The organism is Serinicoccus sp. CUA-874 (assembly GCF_001942225.1).
Classification (GTDB): domain Bacteria; phylum Actinomycetota; class Actinomycetes; order Actinomycetales; family Dermatophilaceae; genus Ornithinicoccus; species Ornithinicoccus marinus.
The window spans coordinates 39,606-55,644 of sequence record NZ_MKJZ01000006.1 but is presented as its reverse complement, the minus strand read 5'-3'; the positions used below and the strand labels follow the sequence as shown (position 1 = coordinate 55,644).

General features: G+C 69.7%; 25 protein-coding genes and 2 pseudogenes. All 27 read right to left on the bottom strand.

From position 1 onward, the window contains the following. Nucleotides 1-293: 293 nt before the first annotated feature. Nucleotides 294-1,268 carry a zinc-binding dehydrogenase gene (locus BJF80_RS02730; RefSeq protein ID WP_075811140.1) on the bottom strand — a complete coding sequence of 325 codons (975 nt, stop codon included), beginning with the start codon at nucleotides 1,266-1,268 and terminating at the stop codon, nucleotides 294-296. 9 nt (nucleotides 1,269-1,277) lie between these two features. Next, complete coding sequence (gene truA / locus BJF80_RS02725) at nucleotides 1,278-2,147, bottom strand: tRNA pseudouridine(38-40) synthase TruA (protein ID WP_075811138.1); 870 nt, start codon at nucleotides 2,145-2,147, stop codon at nucleotides 1,278-1,280. Nucleotides 2,148-2,245: 98 nt separating this feature from the next. Next, nucleotides 2,246-2,923, bottom strand: coding sequence for a 50S ribosomal protein L17 (gene rplQ, locus BJF80_RS02720; protein ID WP_075811136.1), 678 nt, complete (start codon nucleotides 2,921-2,923; stop codon nucleotides 2,246-2,248). Nucleotides 2,924-2,949: 26 nt separating this feature from the next. Then, on the bottom strand, nucleotides 2,950-3,972 hold the full coding sequence (locus BJF80_RS02715; RefSeq protein WP_022925318.1) for a DNA-directed RNA polymerase subunit alpha: 1,023 nt from the start codon (nucleotides 3,970-3,972) through the stop codon (nucleotides 2,950-2,952). A gap of 188 nt (nucleotides 3,973-4,160) precedes the next feature. Continuing rightward, nucleotides 4,161-4,769 (bottom strand): 30S ribosomal protein S4, encoded by a 609-nt coding sequence (gene rpsD, locus BJF80_RS02710; protein WP_075811134.1) that lies wholly within the window; start codon nucleotides 4,767-4,769, stop codon nucleotides 4,161-4,163. A 28-nt stretch (nucleotides 4,770-4,797) separates the two neighbouring features. Continuing rightward, nucleotides 4,798-5,205: a 30S ribosomal protein S11 gene (gene rpsK, locus BJF80_RS02705; protein WP_058890650.1), complete on the bottom strand. Its 408-nt coding sequence runs from the start codon at nucleotides 5,203-5,205 to the stop codon at nucleotides 4,798-4,800. 56 nt (nucleotides 5,206-5,261) lie between these two features. Further along, nucleotides 5,262-5,639, bottom strand: coding sequence for a 30S ribosomal protein S13 (rpsM, locus tag BJF80_RS02700; protein WP_143553710.1), 378 nt, complete (start codon nucleotides 5,637-5,639; stop codon nucleotides 5,262-5,264). A gap of 209 nt (nucleotides 5,640-5,848) precedes the next feature. Next, nucleotides 5,849-5,962 (bottom strand): 50S ribosomal protein L36, encoded by a 114-nt coding sequence (rpmJ, locus tag BJF80_RS02695; RefSeq protein WP_022925314.1) that lies wholly within the window; start codon nucleotides 5,960-5,962, stop codon nucleotides 5,849-5,851. 72 nt (nucleotides 5,963-6,034) lie between these two features. Further along, complete coding sequence (infA, locus tag BJF80_RS02690) at nucleotides 6,035-6,256, bottom strand: translation initiation factor IF-1 (protein ID WP_022925313.1); 222 nt, start codon at nucleotides 6,254-6,256, stop codon at nucleotides 6,035-6,037. 86 nt (nucleotides 6,257-6,342) lie between these two features. Beyond that, a complete protein-coding gene (map, locus tag BJF80_RS02685; RefSeq protein WP_075811130.1) occupies nucleotides 6,343-7,218 on the bottom strand; it encodes a type I methionyl aminopeptidase in 876 nt (291 codons plus the stop codon). Further along, nucleotides 7,218-7,823, bottom strand: a complete 606-nt coding sequence (locus BJF80_RS02680) for an adenylate kinase (RefSeq protein WP_075811128.1) — start codon at nucleotides 7,821-7,823, stop codon at nucleotides 7,218-7,220. Before BJF80_RS02680 ends, map begins: the two co-directional genes overlap by 1 nt. Next, on the bottom strand, nucleotides 7,823-9,148 hold the full coding sequence (secY, locus tag BJF80_RS02675; RefSeq protein ID WP_075811126.1) for a preprotein translocase subunit SecY: 1,326 nt from the start codon (nucleotides 9,146-9,148) through the stop codon (nucleotides 7,823-7,825). The genes BJF80_RS02680 and secY overlap by 1 nt, the downstream gene beginning before the upstream one ends. 195 nt (nucleotides 9,149-9,343) lie before the next feature. Beyond that, nucleotides 9,344-9,814, bottom strand: a complete 471-nt coding sequence (gene rplO / locus BJF80_RS02670; RefSeq protein WP_022925309.1) for a 50S ribosomal protein L15 — start codon at nucleotides 9,812-9,814, stop codon at nucleotides 9,344-9,346. Nucleotide 9,815: 1 nt separating this feature from the next. Beyond that, nucleotides 9,816-9,998 carry a 50S ribosomal protein L30 gene (rpmD, locus tag BJF80_RS02665; RefSeq protein WP_010148653.1) on the bottom strand — a complete coding sequence of 61 codons (183 nt, stop codon included), beginning with the start codon at nucleotides 9,996-9,998 and terminating at the stop codon, nucleotides 9,816-9,818. Beyond that, nucleotides 9,998-10,666 (bottom strand): 30S ribosomal protein S5, encoded by a 669-nt coding sequence (rpsE, locus tag BJF80_RS02660; RefSeq protein WP_022925308.1) that lies wholly within the window; start codon nucleotides 10,664-10,666, stop codon nucleotides 9,998-10,000. Before rpsE ends, rpmD begins: the two co-directional genes overlap by 1 nt. 41 nt (nucleotides 10,667-10,707) lie before the next feature. Continuing rightward, nucleotides 10,708-11,081, bottom strand: a pseudogene (rplR, locus tag BJF80_RS02655) (50S ribosomal protein L18). A 3-nt stretch (nucleotides 11,082-11,084) separates the two neighbouring features. Continuing rightward, nucleotides 11,085-11,624 (bottom strand): 50S ribosomal protein L6, encoded by a 540-nt coding sequence (rplF, locus tag BJF80_RS02650; protein WP_075811124.1) that lies wholly within the window; start codon nucleotides 11,622-11,624, stop codon nucleotides 11,085-11,087. Nucleotides 11,625-11,654: 30 nt separating this feature from the next. Next, a complete protein-coding gene (gene rpsH / locus BJF80_RS02645) occupies nucleotides 11,655-12,053 on the bottom strand; it encodes a 30S ribosomal protein S8 (RefSeq protein WP_022925305.1) in 399 nt (132 codons plus the stop codon). Between the two features lie 125 nt (nucleotides 12,054-12,178). Then, nucleotides 12,179-12,364 carry a type Z 30S ribosomal protein S14 gene (locus BJF80_RS02640; protein WP_022925304.1) on the bottom strand — a complete coding sequence of 62 codons (186 nt, stop codon included), beginning with the start codon at nucleotides 12,362-12,364 and terminating at the stop codon, nucleotides 12,179-12,181. Further along, a pseudogene (gene rplE, locus BJF80_RS02635) lies at nucleotides 12,364-12,962 on the bottom strand (50S ribosomal protein L5). Before rplE ends, BJF80_RS02640 begins: the two are co-directional and overlap by 1 nt. Before the next feature lie 2 nt (nucleotides 12,963-12,964). Further along, nucleotides 12,965-13,309, bottom strand: a complete 345-nt coding sequence (rplX, locus tag BJF80_RS02630; protein ID WP_022925302.1) for a 50S ribosomal protein L24 — start codon at nucleotides 13,307-13,309, stop codon at nucleotides 12,965-12,967. 4 nt (nucleotides 13,310-13,313) lie between these two features. Next, nucleotides 13,314-13,682, bottom strand: a complete 369-nt coding sequence (gene rplN, locus BJF80_RS02625; RefSeq protein ID WP_010148661.1) for a 50S ribosomal protein L14 — start codon at nucleotides 13,680-13,682, stop codon at nucleotides 13,314-13,316. Between the two features lie 106 nt (nucleotides 13,683-13,788). Continuing rightward, complete coding sequence (gene rpsQ / locus BJF80_RS19595) at nucleotides 13,789-14,133, bottom strand: 30S ribosomal protein S17 (protein WP_022925301.1); 345 nt, start codon at nucleotides 14,131-14,133, stop codon at nucleotides 13,789-13,791. Between the two features lie 2 nt (nucleotides 14,134-14,135). Further along, nucleotides 14,136-14,384, bottom strand: coding sequence for a 50S ribosomal protein L29 (gene rpmC, locus BJF80_RS02615; protein ID WP_022925300.1), 249 nt, complete (start codon nucleotides 14,382-14,384; stop codon nucleotides 14,136-14,138). After that, nucleotides 14,384-14,803, bottom strand: coding sequence for a 50S ribosomal protein L16 (gene rplP / locus BJF80_RS02610; RefSeq protein ID WP_066641570.1), 420 nt, complete (start codon nucleotides 14,801-14,803; stop codon nucleotides 14,384-14,386). Before rplP ends, rpmC begins: the two co-directional genes overlap by 1 nt. Continuing rightward, nucleotides 14,803-15,657 (bottom strand): 30S ribosomal protein S3, encoded by an 855-nt coding sequence (gene rpsC / locus BJF80_RS02605; protein WP_075811122.1) that lies wholly within the window; start codon nucleotides 15,655-15,657, stop codon nucleotides 14,803-14,805. Before rpsC ends, rplP begins: the two co-directional genes overlap by 1 nt. Beyond that, nucleotides 15,657-16,022 carry a 50S ribosomal protein L22 gene (gene rplV / locus BJF80_RS02600; RefSeq protein ID WP_075811121.1) on the bottom strand — a complete coding sequence of 122 codons (366 nt, stop codon included), beginning with the start codon at nucleotides 16,020-16,022 and terminating at the stop codon, nucleotides 15,657-15,659. The genes rpsC and rplV overlap by 1 nt, the downstream gene beginning before the upstream one ends. Between the last annotated feature and the right edge of the window lie 17 nt (nucleotides 16,023-16,039).

Here is a 16,039-nt window from a genome sequence, read left to right as displayed (position 1 = left end):
CCACAACACCAACCACGGGGGTGACCAGTGCCATGGCCAAACAAACATGGCATCAAAAAACAAACACGCTGTTGAGTTCTCAAGAATCGGACACACACCGGCGGTGAGACTCTGCTCGAGCCTTCCCGCTGCGGGGCAACCTCTCCAGCCTACCGGACCCTGCGCACCGTCTCCAAATCCTGAGTGGGTGATCGGGATGCCGGCTGTGGCTGTGCGTCCGCCGCTTCCGCGTCGGCCGCGAAGCACTACTGTACACGTGCGCAGGAGCGGCGTGCAAACCGTCGCCCTGGCGGTCAGCGGACCTGGATCCCCAGCTGCCCCACGGCTTCCCCGTCGCGCATCCGGCGCAGGGCGTCGGCCGTCTGGCTCAGGGGATAGCTGCGGTCCATCACCGGCCGCAGCCCGGTGCCGGAGACGAAGCGGCAGAGCCGGGCCAGGTCCTCCCGGGTCCCCATCGTGGATCCCACGACGCGGAGCTGCTTGAAGAAGATCTTCGTCAGCTCCGCCTTCTCGGGAGCATCCCCGGAGGTGGCACCGCAGATGACCACGGTGCCACCGGGTCGCAGCGCGTTGATCGAGTGGGACCAGGTCGCCGCGCCGACGCTCTCCAGGGCGGCGTCGACCCGCGCCGGGAGTCGTTCACCAGGCTCGAAGGTGCGCTCTGCGCCGAGGTCCTGGGCTCGTCGCCGCTTCTCCTCGCTGCGCCCCGTCACCCAGACCGTGAGGCCGGCCGCCGCACCGAGCTGGATCAGAGCGGTAGACACCCCACCACCGGCGCCCTGCACGAGGACGGTGTCACCGGGGGCGACGCCGGCCCGGGAGAACAGCATGCGGTAGGCCGTGAGCCAGGAGGTCGACAGCGCGGCGGCCTCCACGGCGCTGAGGTGCTCCGGTCGCGGGACCCATGCCCCTTCCGGCACGCAGACGTACTCCGCCAGGGTCCCCTGGTGCAGCTCGGAGAGCAGACTGCGCCGGGGGTCCAGGGTCGGGTCCCCCTCCCACCCGGGGGTGCCCTCGATGACGGGGTAGATCACCACCTCCCCGAGCTCCGGATGCTCCGCGACCGCGTCGCAGCCCAGGATCATCGGGAGCCGCTCGGGGGACAGCCCCACGCCGCGCAGCGACCACAGGTCGTGATGGTTGAGTCCGGCGGCGACGACCGGCAGGACCCGCCATCCCCTCGGCGCCTCAGGGTCCGGCCGCTCCCCGACCACGAGCCCGCGCAGCGGCTCGTCCGGATGGATCTCTTGGGCGTAGGCGGCCTGCATGGCTCGACCCTAGTCCGTCCCCGACCGCGGGTCTTGTCGGCCCGCGGTCACCGGGGCACGCGTGGCCCGGCTCTCCGACGCCCGCGCCGCCTGCACCTCGACGGCCTCGGGATAGACGATCTCCTCGAGGCACAGACCGTGCGCCGGCATGACGCGGACACCAGGGTCGCGGGTCCGGGCACGGAGCACCTCCGCCGGCCAGGACCCGGTCCGGCGCCCCTCCCCCACGGGCAGGACACCCCCGACCAGCGCCCGCACCATGCTGTGGCAGAAGGCGTCCGCCACGACCGTGCCGACCAGCACGCCGTCCTCACCCCGGGTCCAACGGTAGTCGAGCAGGGTCCGGATGGTGGTCGCCCCGTCCCGGGGCCGGCAGAACGCCGCGAAGTCGTGCAGCCCCACCAGCGACCGTGCTGCGGCGTCCATCGCCTCCACATCGAGAGCCTGTCGCACCACGACCGTGTCCCGGCGCCGCAACGGGTCGGCGACCTCGGGACGGTCCAGCAGGCGGTAGCTGTAGCGACGTCGCAGCGCGGAGAAGCGCGCGTCGAAGCCGGGGTGCACCTCCGTGGCCGCGCGTACCGCCACGTCGTCGGGCAGCACCCCCCGGAGGCGGGTCACCAGCGCCTCGCCCGGCGCCCGGTCGGACCGGCCCGGGACGCGACGCCACACCTCGTCGGCGACGTCCAGGTGACAGACCGAGCCCCGGGCATGGACCCCCGCGTCCGTCCGCCCCCCGACGACCAGCCGCGGTGGCTCCACCCGCAGCACCCGGCCCAGCCCCTGCGCCAGCGTCTCCTCCACGGTGCGCAGGCCCGGCTGACGGGCCCAGCCGGAGAAGTCGGTGCCGTCGTAGGCGAGGTCGAGACGGATGCGCACCCGTCCATCCTGCCCTGCACGACCAGGAGGCGACGACGAGGGCCGCCCACCCCCGGTGGGGGATGGGCGGCCCTCAGGTGCGTCCGGGACGCGACGGCTCACTTCGCGGAGTCGTCGCCCTCCGCCGGCTGCTGCGCATCGTCGGCCCCGCCGGAGACCATCGCGGCCTCGGTCGTGTCGTCGGCGGCCTCGTTGTCGGCGACCTCGGTGAGCTCGCCGTCGGCGGCCGGCTCGGCACCGCGCTCGGCGGCGTCGTCGGCGGCCTCGACCTCCGCCTGGGCCTGGTCGACCTCCGCGGCGTCGCTCGTGGTGGGCTCCTCCGCCTCGAGCTCGGCGTCGCTGATGGCCGCGGCCTCGCGGTCCTTGGCCGAGCGCTTGGTGGCACCCTCGGCCTGGGTGACGACCGCCTTCTTGGCGACCGGCTCCCGCACCAGCTCGATGACGGCCATCGGGGCGTTGTCGCCCTTGCGCGGCGCGATCTTGGTGATCCGGGTGTAGCCACCCTGCCGCTCGGCCACGTCGGGCGCGATCTCGGTGAAGAGCCGGTGGACGACGCCCTTGTCCCGGACGATGGCCAGGACCTTGCGGCGGTTGTGCAGGTCACCGCGTTTGGCGAAGGTCACCAGTCGCTCGGCGAGCGGACGGAGCCGCTTGGCCTTGGCCTCGGTGGTGGTGATGCGGTCGTGCTCGAACAGAGCAGTCGCCAGGTTGGACAGCATCAGGCGCTCGTGCGCCGGACCGCCGCCGAGGCGCGGACCCTTCTTGGGGGCAGGCATGAGTTCTCCTTAAGCCTTCTCGTATCTCAGTACTGCTCGTCCTCGGCGAAGGCGGCGTCGCCCTCGTCCTCGTAGCCGCCGTCCTCGTAGGACGCGGCACCCTCGAACCCGGGCGGGCTGTCCTTGAGCGCCAGGCCCATCTCGGCGAGCTTGTCCTTGACCTCGTCGATCGACTTGGCGCCGAAGTTGCGGATGTCGAGCAGATCCGCCTCGCTGCGCCCGACGAGCTCACCCACGCTGTGGATGCCCTCGCGCTTGAGGCAGTTGTAGGAGCGCACCGTCAGGTCCAGCTCCTCGATGGGCAGCGCCAGGTCGGAGGCCAGGGCACCGTCCCCGACGGAGGGACCGATCTCGATCCCCTCGGCCTCGGCGTTGAGCTCGCGGGCCAGGCCGAACAGCTCGACCAGGGTGCGCCCGGCCGAGGCGACGGCGTCGCGCGGGGCGATGGAGCTCTTGGTCTCCACGTCGATCACCAGGCGGTCGAAGTCGGTGCGCTGCTCGACACGGGTGGCCTCGACCTTGTAGGTCACCGCCAGCACCGGCGAGTAGATGGAGTCGACCGGGATCCGGCCGATCTCCTGCTCCCCGGACTTGTTCAGCTGCGCCGACACGTAGCCGCGGCCGCGCTCGACGGTCATCTCCATCTCGATGGTGCCCGACTCGCCGAGGGTCGCCAGGTGCAGCTCGGGGTTGTGGACCTCCACGCCCGCCGGCGGCGCGATGTCCGCGGCGGTCACCGGGCCCGCGCCCTGCTTGCGCAGGTACATCACGACCGGCTCGTCGTGCTCGCTGGAGACGACGAGGGACTTGAGGTTGAGGATGACCTCGGTCACGTCCTCCTTGACACCGGGGATGGTGGAGAACTCGTGGAGCACGCCGTCGATCCGGATGCTGGTGAGCGAGGCCCCCGGGATGCTGGACAGCAGGGTCCGGCGCAGGGAGTTGCCGAGGGTGTAGCCGAAGCCCGGCTCCAGCGGCTCGAGGGCGAACCGCGACCGGGTGTCGGAGACGACCTCCTCGGTGAGGGTGGGGCGCTGTGCGATGAGCACTGTTCAGTTCCTTTCCACGGGCGACCGCTATATGACGCCGCGTGCGGGAGCCCGGCATACCTCTGTCCGTATGCCGGGGCCCGGGAATCCGGCGAGCGGAGCGAGGCCTGGATTCCCGGAACGACCAGGAGCGCGAGCGAAGCGAGCTCCTGGTCGTGGGGGTAGGTGGGGGCGAGGCCCCCACCCGATCAGTTCTTCGAGTAGAGCTCGACGATCAGCTGCTCGGTGAGGATCGTGTCGATCTGCTCCCGGGTGGGCAGCTGGTGGATGAGGATCTTCAGCGAACCGGGCACGACCTTCATCCAGGCGGGGACCGGACGGTCGCCGTAGGTCTGGCGGGCCAGCTCGAACGGGAAGGTCTCGACCGACTGCGGCCGGACCTCGATGATGTCGTACTGCTCGACCCGGTAGCTCGGGACGTCGACCCGCTGGCCGTTGACCAGGAAGTGACCGTGGGTCACGAGCTGGCGGGCGGCACGACGGGTGCGGGCCAGGCCGGCCCGGTAGACGACGTTGTCGAGGCGCGACTCGAGGATGATGAGCAGGTTGGCGCCGGTCTTGCCCGGGCGGCGGGCCGCCTCGGCGTAGTAGCGACGGAACTGCTTCTCCATGACGCCGTAGGTGAAGCGGGCCTTCTGCTTCTCCTGCAGCTGGGTCAGGTACTCCTTCTCCTGGCTGCGGCGCCGACCGTGCTGCCCCGGGGGGAAGGGACGCAGGTCGAAGTTCTTGTCGCCGCCGACGAGGTCGACCTTGAGCCGGCGGGACTTCTTGGTGATGGGGCCGGTGTAACGGGCCATGATGCTTACCTAGTTCCTTCCGGGACGGTCAGTTGCGACGCTTCTTGGGCGGGCGGACGCCGTTGTGCGCCTGGGGCGTCACGTCGGAGATCGCGCCGACCTCCAGGCCGGCGGCGGTCAGCGAGCGGATCGCGGTCTCGCGACCCGAGCCCGGACCCTTGACGAAGACGTCGACCTTCTTCATGCCGTGGTCCATCGCGCGGCGCGCGGCGGCCTCGGCGGCCATCTGGGCGGCGTAGGGGGTCGACTTGCGCGACCCCTTGAAGCCGACCTGGCCCGAGGAGGACCAGGCGATGACGGCACCGGTCGGGTCGGTGATCGAGATGATGGTGTTGCTGAACGTGCTCTTGATGTGAGCCTGCCCGAAGGCAACGTTCTTCTTCTCCTTGCGGCGCACCTTGCGCGCGCCGGTGGCCTGACGGCTCTTGGGGGGCATGTGTTTCTCCTAGCGGAAGAGCAGGTCTGCGGGGGCGGGGCCTCCCGGCAGAGGGATTACTTGGTCGCCTTCTTCTTGCCGGCGACGGTGCGCTTCGGGCCCTTGCGGGTCCGGGCGTTGGTCTTCGTGCGCTGACCGTGCACCGGGAGACCGCGGCGGTGCCGCAGGCCCTGGTAGCTGCCGATCTCGACCTTGCGGCGGATGTCGGCGGCCACCTCACGGCGCAGGTCGCCCTCGAGGCGGAAGCTCGCCTCGAGGTGGTCACGCAGGGCGACCAGCTGCTCTTCCGTCAGGTCCTTGACGCGGGTGGACGGGTCCACGCCCGTGGCCTCCAGCGTCGAGACGGCGCGGGTGCGTCCCACGCCGAAGATGTAAGTGAGAGCGACCTCGACGCGCTTGTCGCGCGGCAGGTCGACACCGATGAGTCGTGCCATGTGGCAGTGCTCCTTGGCTGTCGTGCGAGAGTCTGGTGCAGCACCGGTCCGCATCGTCTGATGGGCTCGGTCGCCCGCGGTCCCCGGCTCTCGCGGCCGGGGGTGACGTCCCGCCGGTCGGCGGGGGTCGGGTGCTGCGTCATCTGGGGATCTTCAGTTGTGGTCGTGCTGACGCATCGAAGCTGCGACGCGCGCGGATCGCTCTCTGCTCAGCCCTGGCGCTGCTTGTGGCGCAGGTTGTCGCAGATCACCATGACCCGGCCGTGACGGCGGATCACCTTGCACTTGTCGCAGATCTTCTTCACGCTCGGCTGAACCTTCATGGCTTCCTGCCTTCGGGTGGAGGGATCTGATCAGGGGTGCTGAGGACGAGGACCCGGAGGGGTCCGCACCACTCAGCGGTAACGGAAGACGATGCGACCGCGGGTCAGGTCGTACGGGCTGAGCTCCACCACGACCCGGTCCTCGGGGAGGATCCGGATGTAGTGCTGCCGCATCTTCCCGGAGATGTGAGCCAGCACCACATGTCCGTTGGTGAGCTCGACCCGGAAGTTCGCGTTCGGGAGGGCTTCGACAACCGTGCCCTCGATCTCAATGACGCCGTCCTTCTTCGCCATGTCCTCCACATTCCCTGAATTGCACTGGACTCGGCCCACGCAGGGCCGACGCACTATCGTACGGGACGGGCAACCCTCGAGGCGAATCAGTCGGCGAGCGGGGCGAAGCGGGCCCCCACGCGCTCCAGGCCGGCCGCTCCCCCGTCGGCCGCGGTGAGCACCCACAGGCCGTCGTCGGTGACCGCGACCGTGTGCTCCCAGTGCGCCGCCCGGCTGCCGTCGCCGGTCACGACGGTCCAGTCGTCCTCGAGCGTGCGGGTCTCGATGGTGCCCAGCGTGACCATGGGCTCGATCGCCAGGGTGGCCCCGGACGGGACCGTCGGCCCGGTGGCGCTGACACCGTAGTTCGGGACGTGCGGGTCCATGTGCATCTCCCGACCGATGCCGTGGCCGGTGTAGTCCTCGAGGATGCCGTAGACCTCCACACCGGGCACGCCCTCCCGCCGGCGCCGGTCGAGCGAGGCGTCGACGCTGGCCTCCACCGCGTCGCCCACGGCGAAGAGCCGGTCCCCCGGCCGCAACGCCGCCATACCCGCCCACAGCGAGGTCTCGGTGTCGTCCATGAGGGCCAGGTCCGCGGGCGTCCCCCGGTCCCTGCCGCCCACGACCAGGCTCACGGCGGCATCCCCGTGCCAGCCCTCGACGATTGCTCCGCAGTCGATCGAGACCAGGTCACCCTCGGCGAGCACCCGCTCCCCGGGGATGCCATGCACGACCTCGTCGTTGACCGAGATGCACAGGCTCCCGGTGAACCCGTGGTAGCCGAGGAAGCTGGGCACCGCCCCCGCGCTGCGGATGGCGTCCTCGGCCAGGGCGTCCAGCTCGCCCGTGGAGACCCCGGCCACAGCCCGCCGGGAGGCGAGCGCCAGGGTGTCGGCGACGACCCGCCCGGCCCGGCGCATCGCCCGCAGCTGCTCGGGCGTCTTGGCCTCGATCCGGGACCGGCGACGGAACAGCGACATCAGCGCGGGGCGGAGGCGGCGTCGCCGTCGTCCGGCCCGGTGAGGTCCGCGAGTGCCGCCTCGATCCGGGCGGTCACCTCGGCGACCTCGCCCATGCCGTCCACCCGGCGCAGCAGCCCGCGCTCCTTGTAGCGCGAGGCCAGCGGAGCGGTCTCCTCGGCATACATCCGCATCCGCTCGCGGACGACCTCCTCGGTGTCGTCCTCGCGGCCCTGCTCCTGGGCGCGAGTCAGCAGCCGCTGGACCACCTCGTCGGTGTCGACGGTGAGCTCGACCACCGCGTCGAGGCCGTGACCGGCCTCCGCGAGCATCTCGTCCAGCGCCTCCACCTGGCCCGTCGTCCGGGGATAGCCGTCGAGCAGGAAACCCCGGGCCGCGTCGTCCTGGCCGAGCCGGTCGCGCACGATGGCGTTGGTGACCTCGTCGGGGACGTAGCCGCCGGAGGCGGTGATCTGCTTCACCTGCAGCCCCAGCTCGGTCTCGTCCCTGATGTTGGCCCGGAAGATGTCGCCGGTGGAGATGGCGGGGATGCCGTGGGCGGCGGAGACGTGGACGGCCTGGGTGCCCTTGCCGGCACCGGGCGGTCCGAGCATGATCAGTCGCATCAGCGGAGGAACCCTTCGTAGTCGTGCTGCTGGAGCTGGGACTCAATCTGCTTGACGGTCTGCAGACCGACACCCACGATGATGAGGATCGAGGCGCCGCCCAGCGGGAAGTTGGCCACGCCCATCACGTTGAAGGCGATGAGCGGGATCAGCGCGAGCCCGGCGAGGTAGAGGGCACCGGGGGTGGTGATCCGGTTGATGACGTACTCGAGGTACTCCGCCGTCGGACGGCCGGCCCGGATGCCCGGGATGAAGCCGCCGTAGCGCTTCATGTTGTCGGCGACCTCGGTCGGGTTGAAGGTCACCGAGGTGTAGAAGAAGCAGAAGAAGATGATCATCGCGGCATACAGCACCATGTAGACCCAGTGCGTCCCCGACCCCGTGGCCCCCATCGACAGGTAGCGGTCGACGAAGGTGACCCAGCCCGGTGCCGTCGCGCCTGCCTCCGTGGGCCGGTTGAAGTTCGCGATGAGCGAGGGCAGCATGAGGATCGAGCTGGCGAAGATGATCGGGATCACGTTGGCCATGTTGAGCTTGAGCGGGATGTAGGTCGAGGTCCCGCCGTACTGCCGGCGCCCCACCATCCGCTTGGCGTACTGCACCGGGATCCGCCGCTGGCACTGCTCGACGTAGACGACCAGGGTCATGATGACCAGGCCCAGCAGCATCACCAGCACGAAGGTCGTCACCGAGCTCTGATAGATCGCGCCCAGGGCGGCCGGGAAGCCGGCGGCGATGGAGACGAAGATGAGCAACGACATGCCGTTGCCGACGCCCTTCTCGGTGATGAGCTCCCCCAGCCACATGATGAGGCCGGTGCCGGCCGTCATGGTGAGGACCATCAGGGAGAGGGTCCAGATGCCGTCGTCGGGCATGACGGACGTGCACGAGGCGCCGAACAGCCGGGTGGGTTCGCGGGCGATCGTCACCAGCGTCGACGCCTGCAGCACCGCGAGCCCGATGGTGAGGTAGCGGGTGTACTGCGTCATCTTGGTCTGCCCGGCCTGCCCCTCCTTCTTCAGCTGCTCGAAGCGCGGGATGACCACCGTCAGCAGCTGCACGATGATCGCGGCCGTGATGTACGGCATGATCCCCAGAGCGAAGACGGACAGCTGGACCATCGCGCCGCCGGAGAAGAGGTTGACCATCCCCAGCACGTTGCCGGACAGCTCGGCGGTGTTGAGGCACTGCTGGACCAGGCCGTAGTCGACGCCGGGTGTGGGGATGTGCGTCCCGAGGCGGTAGAGCGCCATGATCGCGAGCGTGAAGAGGATCTTCTTGCGAAGATCCGGTGTCTTGAACGCGCGCACGAAGGCGGAGAGCATTCAGGTCCTCCTGAGGGGCCGGTCGACTCGCGCGGCGCGTCGGGCGAGGGTCAGGCCCGGTGACGAGCCATGGATCCCGTTGACGATAACACCGGCGAAGGTGGTGCAGGAAAGCCGTGGGTATGCACGTGAGGCCCTGCAGTCGCCGGAGCGACGCAGGACCTCACGTGGACGAGCGGTGCGGCAGGGGGCCGGTCAGGCCTCGGTGGTGCTGCCGCCGGCCGCCTCGATCTTCTCCTTGGCGGAGGCCGAGAACTTGGTGGCGGTGACATCGAGCTTGACGGACACCTCGCCGGTGCCGAGGACCTTGACCGGCTGGCCCTTGCGGACCGCGCCCTTGGCCACCAGGTCGGCCGGGCCGATGGAGCCGCCCTCGGGGAAGAGGGAGGCCAGGGTGTCGAGGTTGACGACCTGGTAGGTCACCTTGAACGGGTTGGTGAACCCGCGCAGCTTCGGGAGCCGCATGTGCATCGGGGTCTGTCCACCCTCGAAGGTCTCGGGCACCTGGTAGCGGGCCTTGGTGCCCTTGGTGCCGCGGCCTGCGGTCTTGCCCTTGGACGCCTCACCGCGACCCACACGGGTCTTGGCGGTCTTGGCTCCCGGGGCCGGGCGCAGGTGGTGGACCTTGAGCGCGGCCGCCTCGCGGCGGGCGGTGCTGTCGGCCATATCAGTCAACCTCCTCCACGGTCACCAGGTGGGCGACCGTGCGGACCATGCCCCGGAACTCCGGGCGGTCCTCCTTGACGACGGTGTCACCGATCCGCTTCAAGCCCAGGCTCCGGACGGTCTCCCGGTGCATGTGCTTGGTGCCGACGGTGGACTTGATCTGGGTCACCTTGAGCTTGGCCATCAGGCACCTGCCTTCGCCTCGGCCGCCGCGTCGGCGCGAGCCTTGAGCATCGCGTGCGGGGCGACGTCCTCGAGGGACTTGCCCCGGCGGGCCGCGACGGACTCCGGCTGCTCCAGCCCCTGCAGGGCCGCGACGGTGGCGTGGATGATGTTGATGGAGTTGCTGGACCCGAGCGACTTGCTGAGCACGTCGTGGATGCCGGCGCACTCGAGCACGGCGCGCACCGGACCACCGGCGATGACACCGGTACCCGGGCTGGCCGGCTTCAGCATGACGACGCCCGCGGCGTCCTCACCCTGGATGGGGTGCGGGATGGTGCCGGCGATCCGGGGCACGCGGAAGAAGTTCTTCTTCGCCTCCTCCACGCCCTTGGAGATCGCGGCCGGCACCTCCTTGGCCTTGCCGTAGCCGACGCCCACGGTGCCGTCGCCGTCACCCACCACGACGAGCGCGGTGAAGCTGAAGCGGCGGCCACCCTTGACGACCTTGGCCACGCGGTTGATGGTGACGACGCGCTCCAGGTACTGGTTGCGGTCGTCGTCCCGGCCGCCACGGCCACGGCCGTCACGGTTGTCTCGGTTGTTGTCACGGCCGCCCCGACGGTTGTCGCGGGCGTCACCGGAGGCGGAGCTGCCACCAGAGCCGCGGCGCTGGAAGTCACCAGCCATAGGAAGGTTCCTCTTTCCTGGTCTGTGTCTGTCGGGGTCTGTCAGAGGGCCAGGCCGCCCTCGCGGGCGCCCTCCGCGATCGCGGCCACCCGGCCGGCGTAACGGTTGCCACCACGGTCGAAGACCGCGGTCTCGACGCCGGCGGCCTTGGCACGCTCGGCGAGCAGCTCACCGACGCGCCGGGCCTTGGCGGTCTTGTCGCCGTCGGCGGAACGCAGGTCCGCTCCATGGTCGAGGCCGAGGCCACGGTCGCGCTGCGGGTGTCGTCGACCAGCTGGACGAAGACGTGCCGGGAGGACCGGTTGACCACGATGCGCGGACGCTCCGTGGTGCCGGTGACCTTCTTGCGCAGCCGCACGTGACGGCGGCCCCGCGCGGCGCTCTTGCTCTTGGCGCGCTTGACGATCTGTGCCATGGCTTACTTACCAGCCTTTCCGACCTTGCGGCGGATGCGCTCACCCTCGTAGCGCACGCCCTTGCCCTTGTAGGGGTCAGGGCGGCGCAGCTTGCGGATGTTCGCGGCGACCTCGCCGACCTGCTGCTTGTCGATGCCCGTGACCGAGAACCGGGTGGGGTTCTCGACCTGGAAGGTGATGCCCTCCGGGGCCTTGATGAGGATGGGGTGGCTGTAGCCGAGCGCGAACTCCAGGTCGCTGCCCCTGGCCACCACGCGGTACCCCGTGCCGTGGATCTCCAACTTCTTGGTGTAGCCGTTGGTCACGCCCTCGACCATGTTGGCGATGAGGCTGCGCGTGAGGCCGTGCCGGGACCGCGAGTCACGCTCGTCGTCCGGTCGGGTCACCTCGATGCTGCCGTCCTCGCCGGCGGCCACCGCGATCGGCTCGACGACGTCGAGCGCGAGCTGACCCTTGGGGCCCTTGACGGTGACGGTCGAGCCGTCGATGGCCACGTCGACACCGGAGGGGACGGTGACGGGGAGTCGTCCGATTCGAGACATTCTTCTGTGCTCCTTACCTTCTGCTCCGGGTCACCAGACGTAGGCGAGCACTTCGCCGCCGACGCCCTTCTCGGCCGCCTGGCGGTCGGTGAGCAGGCCCGAGGACGTGGAGATGATGGCCACGCCCAGGCCGCCCAGCACCCGGGGCAGGTTGGTGGACTTCGCGTAGACGCGCAGGCCCGGCTTGGACACACGGCGCACACCCGCGATGGAGCGCTCCCGGTTGGGGCCGTACTTGAGGTCGATGATCAGCGTGCTGCCCACCTCGGCCTCCGCAGAGGACCAGGAGGCGATGTAGCCCTCGGCCTTGAGGATCTCGGCGATGGTGGACTTCAGCTTGGAGTACGGCATGGAGACCTGGTCCTTGTGCGCCGAGTTGGCGTTCCGGATCCGGGTCAGCATGTCCGCGATCGGGTCGGTCATGGTCATGGGCTTCGTGCCCTTTCTCATCGCGGTTTCCCCCGGGGCTCCCGGGCGACCTTCGATGTTCCAGGTGGTGGTTTCTCAGATGCAGGTGGTGCGGTGTGCCGTGGGCTCGGGCGGGTGTGCCGCCGTCACCAGCTCGACTTGGTCACGCCGGGCAGCTCGCCCCGGTGCGCCATCTCGCGCAGGCAGATCCGGCACAGGCCGAACTTGCGGTAGACCGAGTGCGGACGGCCGCACCGCTGGCAGCGGGTGTAGGCGCGCACCGCGAACTTCGGCTTGCGGTTGGCCTTGTTGATCAGCGCGGTCTTGGCCATCAGTTCTCCTTGAACGGGAAGCCCAGGTGCTTCAGCAGCGCCCGGCCCTCGTCGTCGGTCTTGGCGGTGGTCACGACCGTGATGTCCATGCCGCGGACGCGGTCGATCTTGTCCTGGTCGATCTCGTGGAACATGGACTGCTCGTTGAGGCCGAAGGTGTAGTTGCCGTTGCCGTCGAACTGGCGCGGGGACAGACCGCGGAAGTCGCGGATGCGCGGCAGGGCCAGCGCGAGCAGACGGTCGAGGAACTCCCACATGCGGTCGCCGCGCAGCGTCACGTGCGCACCGATCGGCATACCCTCGCGCAGCTTGAACTGCGCGATCGACTTGCGGGCCTTCGTGACCGACGGCTTCTGACCGGTGATGGTGGCCAGGTCGCGGATGGCGCCCTCGATGAGCTTGCTGTCGCGAGCGGCCTCGCCGACACCCATGTTGACGGTGATCTTGACCAGCCCGGGCACCTGCATCGGGTTGGCGTAGCGAACTGCTCGGTCATCGCGGGGACGATGTCCTCGCGGTAGCGGCCCTTCATGCGCGGCGCGGGGGCGGCGCTCGCAGCGTCCTGCTCGGTCGCGTTGTCGGTGATCGTGTCAGTCATGCTCACAGGTCCTTACCCGAGCGCACCGCCACGCGGGTGCGCACCGTCTTGTCGCGGCCATCGCGGTCCACCGTCTCGACGCGCGTCCGGATCCGGGTCGGCGTCTTGGTCTCCGGGTCGACCACCATCACGTTGGACACGTGGATGGGGGCCTCCTGGACCTGGATGCCACCGGTGTTGACGCCCCGCTGCCCACCGGCACGGGTGTGCTTGGTGATGCGGTTGACGCCCTCGACCAGCACGCGGTCGGTGTCGGTGTGCACGGCGATGACGCGGCCCTGCAGGCCCTTGTCCTTGCCGGCGATGACCTGCACCAGGTCGTTCTTCTTGATCTTCATCTTCGCCATGTCCTCAGATCACCTCCGGCGCGAGCGAGACGATCCGCATGAATCGCTTGTCGCGCAGCTCACGGCCCACCGGGCCGAAGATGCGGGTACCGCGGGGGTCACCGTCGTTCTTGAGGATGACCGCGGCGTTCTCGTCGAAACGGATGTAGCTGCCGTCGGGGCGCCGACGCTCCTTGCGGGTGCGCACGATGACCGCCTTGACGACGTCGCCCTTCTTGACGTTGCCGCCGGGGATGGCGTCCTTCACCGTGGCCACGATGGTGTCCCCGATGCCCGCGTAGCGGCGGCCGGAGCCACCGAGCACACGGATGCACAGGAGCTCCTTGGCACCGGTGTTGTCGGCGACGCGCAGTCGCGACTCCTGCTGGATCACTGTTCGTTCTCCTACTGCCGGCTGGTTCTCACGCGGTATGCCGTGAGCCTGGCCAGACGTCGTGGTGTGGGGGTGCACGGGGGGCGCGAGCCCCCGGGGGGTGTTCTTACTTGGCCTTCTCCAGGATCTCCACCAGGCGCCAGCGCTTGGTGGCCGACAGGGGGCGGGTCTCCATGATGAGGACGCGGTCGCCGATCCCGGCGGTGTTGTCCGCGTCATGGGCCTTGACCTTGTTGGTCGTCCGCAGGACCTTGCCGTAGAGACCGTGCTTCACGCGGTCCTCGACCTGGACGACGATCGTCTTGTCCATCTTGTCGCTGACGACGTAGCCCTGCCGCACCTTGCGGTAGTTGCGGTCACCGCCGTGCCCGAGCGAGCTCTCGCTCGGCTCGTGCGCCTCGACCGCGGTCGCCGCGGTCTCCTCGGCCTGGGTCTGGGTGCTCTCGCTCATGCTCAGCCCACCTTCTCGTTCTCGTCGGACTCACGGCCGATGCCGAGCTCGCGCTCGCGCATCTCGGTGTAGATGCGCGCGATGTCCTTGCGGACGGCACGCAGCCGGCCGTGGCTCTCCAGCTGCCCGGTGGCGGACTGGAATCGCAGGTTGAACAGCTCCTTCTTGGCCTCGGCCAGAGCGTCGGCCAGCGGGCCGTCCTCCAGGCCGCGCAGCTGCTCGGGGGTCAGGTTCGCAGAACCGACAGCCATCAGATGTCACCACCCTCACGGGAGACGAAGCGGGTCTTCATGGGCAGCTTGTGCATCGCCAGACGGAGCGCCTCGCGGGCGACGTCCTCGGACACACCGGACAGCTCGAACATGACGCGGCCGGGCTTGACGTTGGCCACCCACCACTCGGGCGAGCCCTTGCCCGAACCCATGCGGGTCTCGGCGGGCTTCTTGGTCAGCGGACGGTCCGGGTAGATGTTGATCCACACCTTGCCGCCTCGCTTGATGTAGCGGGTCATGGCGATACGAGCGGACTCGATCTGCCGGTTGGTGACGTAGGCCGGCGCAAGCGCCTGGATGCCGTAGTCACCGAACGCGAGCTGGGTGCCACCCTTGGCCATGCCGGAGCGGCCGGGGTGGTGCTGCTTGCGGTGCTTGACGCGACGGGGGATCAACATCAGGACTGCCCTCCCTCGGTGGTGGCGGGGGCGGCCTGGGCCGACTCGGCCGGCGCGCTCGCAGGAGCCGCGGCACCGGTCTCGGCGCTGCTCGCCTCGTCCCGGCGCGGGGCCCGGCCGCGACGCTCGCCGCCGGATCCGCCACGGCCGCCTCGGCCACCGCGGCGGTCACCGCGACCGCTGGGGGCCTGGGCCTCCTCGCGCGCGAGCTCCTTGGCGGTCAGGTCGCCCTTGTAGATCCAGACCTTGACGCCGATGCGCCCGAAGGTCGTCTTGGCCTCGTAGAGGCCGTAGTCGATGTTCGCCCGGAGCGTGTGCAGCGGCACCCGGCCCTCGCGGTAGAACTCCGACCGGGACATCTCGGCGCCGCCGAGACGGCCGGAGCACTGGATCCGGATGCCCTTGGCACCGGCCCGCAGCGCCGACTGCATACCCTTGCGCATCGCGCGACGGAAGGTCACGCGAGCGGCGAGCTGCTCGGCGATGCCCTGGGCGACCAGCTGCGCGTCCACCTCCGGGTTCTTCACCTCGAGGATGTTGAGCTGCACCTGCTTCCCGGTGAGCTTCTCCAGCGCACCGCGCAGGCGGTCGGCCTCGGCGCCGCGGCGACCGATGACGATGCCGGGGCGGGCGGTGTGGATGTCCACGCGGACGCGGTCCCGGGTGCGCTCGATCTCGACCTTGGAGATGCCGGCCCGGTCCATGCCGGTCGACAGCAGCTCACGGATCGCGACGTCTTCCTTCACGTAGTCGCGGTAGCGCTGACCCTCCTTCGTGGAGTCGGCGAACCAGCGGCTGCGGTGGTCGGTCGTGATGCCCAGGCGGTAGCCGTTCGGGTTGATCTTCTGCCCCATCAGCGGGCACCTCCCTTGGTCTGCTCGGCGACAACCACGGTGATGTGGCTGGTGCGCTTGTTGATCCGGCTCGCGCGACCCTGGGCCCGCGGGCGGAAGCGCTTCATGGTCGGGCCCTCGTCGACGTAGGCGGAGGCCACGACGAGGCTGGCCTCGTCGATGCCCGAGCCGGCGTTGTCCGCGGCGTGACGGGCGTTGGCGACCGCGCTGTTCAGGACCTTGAGCACCGGCTCGCTGGCGCTCTGCGGAGCGAACCGCATCAGGGCCTGGGCCTCCGGGACGCTCTTGCCCCGGATCAGGTCGACGACACGGCGCGCCTTCATCGGCGTCACGCGGACGAACCGCGCCTGCGCCTTGGCTTCCATGACGAATCTTTCTTCCG

What these genes read in the sequence shown, in the direction of transcription:
- BJF80_RS02730 (WP_075811140.1), bottom strand. Translation starts at nt 1,268, where the DNA reads ATGCAGGCCGCCTACGCCCAAGAGATCCATCCGGACGAGCCGCTGCGC.
- rplQ (WP_075811136.1), bottom strand. Translation starts at nt 2,923, where the DNA reads ATGCCTGCCCCCAAGAAGGGTCCGCGCCTCGGCGGCGGTCCGGCGCAC.
- rpsD (WP_075811134.1), bottom strand. Translation starts at nt 4,769, where the DNA reads ATGGCCCGTTACACCGGCCCCATCACCAAGAAGTCCCGCCGGCTCAAG.
- rpsK (WP_058890650.1), bottom strand. Translation starts at nt 5,205, where the DNA reads ATGCCCCCCAAGAGCCGTCAGGCCACCGGCGCGCGCAAGGTGCGCCGC.
- rpsM (WP_143553710.1), bottom strand. Translation starts at nt 5,639, where the DNA reads ATGGCACGACTCATCGGTGTCGACCTGCCGCGCGACAAGCGCGTCGAG.
- rpmJ (WP_022925314.1), bottom strand. Translation starts at nt 5,962, where the DNA reads ATGAAGGTTCAGCCGAGCGTGAAGAAGATCTGCGACAAGTGCAAGGTG.
- infA (WP_022925313.1), bottom strand. Translation starts at nt 6,256, where the DNA reads ATGGCGAAGAAGGACGGCGTCATTGAGATCGAGGGCACGGTTGTCGAA.
- map (WP_075811130.1), bottom strand. Translation starts at nt 7,218, where the DNA reads ATGTCGCTGTTCCGTCGCCGGTCCCGGATCGAGGCCAAGACGCCCGAG.
- BJF80_RS02680 (WP_075811128.1), bottom strand. Translation starts at nt 7,823, where the DNA reads ATGCGACTGATCATGCTCGGACCGCCCGGTGCCGGCAAGGGCACCCAG.
- secY (WP_075811126.1), bottom strand. Translation starts at nt 9,148, where the DNA reads ATGCTCTCCGCCTTCGTGCGCGCGTTCAAGACACCGGATCTTCGCAAG.
- rplO (WP_022925309.1), bottom strand. Translation starts at nt 9,814, where the DNA reads ATGGCCGACAGCACCGCCCGCCGCGAGGCGGCCGCGCTCAAGGTCCAC.
- rpmD (WP_010148653.1), bottom strand. Translation starts at nt 9,998, where the DNA reads ATGGCCAAGCTCAAGGTGACCCAGATCAAGTCCACCGTCGGCACCAAG.
- rpsE (WP_022925308.1), bottom strand. Translation starts at nt 10,666, where the DNA reads ATGGCTGGTGACTTCCAGCGCCGCGGCTCTGGTGGCAGCTCCGCCTCC.
- rplF (WP_075811124.1), bottom strand. Translation starts at nt 11,624, where the DNA reads ATGTCTCGAATCGGACGACTCCCCGTCACCGTCCCCTCCGGTGTCGAC.
- rpsH (WP_022925305.1), bottom strand. Translation starts at nt 12,053, where the DNA reads ATGACCATGACCGACCCGATCGCGGACATGCTGACCCGGATCCGGAAC.
- BJF80_RS02640 (WP_022925304.1), bottom strand. Translation starts at nt 12,364, where the DNA reads ATGGCCAAGACCGCGCTGATCAACAAGGCCAACCGCAAGCCGAAGTTC.
- rplX (WP_022925302.1), bottom strand. Translation starts at nt 13,309, where the DNA reads ATGGCGAAGATGAAGATCAAGAAGAACGACCTGGTGCAGGTCATCGCC.
- rpsQ (WP_022925301.1), bottom strand. Translation starts at nt 14,133, where the DNA reads ATGAGCGAGAGCACCCAGACCCAGGCCGAGGAGACCGCGGCGACCGCG.
- rpmC (WP_022925300.1), bottom strand. Translation starts at nt 14,384, where the DNA reads ATGGCTGTCGGTTCTGCGAACCTGACCCCCGAGCAGCTGCGCGGCCTG.
- rplP (WP_066641570.1), bottom strand. Translation starts at nt 14,803, where the DNA reads ATGTTGATCCCCCGTCGCGTCAAGCACCGCAAGCAGCACCACCCCGGC.
- rpsC (WP_075811122.1), bottom strand. Translation starts at nt 15,657, where the DNA reads ATGGGGCAGAAGATCAACCCGAACGGCTACCGCCTGGGCATCACGACC.
- rplV (WP_075811121.1), bottom strand. Translation starts at nt 16,022, where the DNA reads ATGGAAGCCAAGGCGCAGGCGCGGTTCGTCCGCGTGACGCCGATGAAG.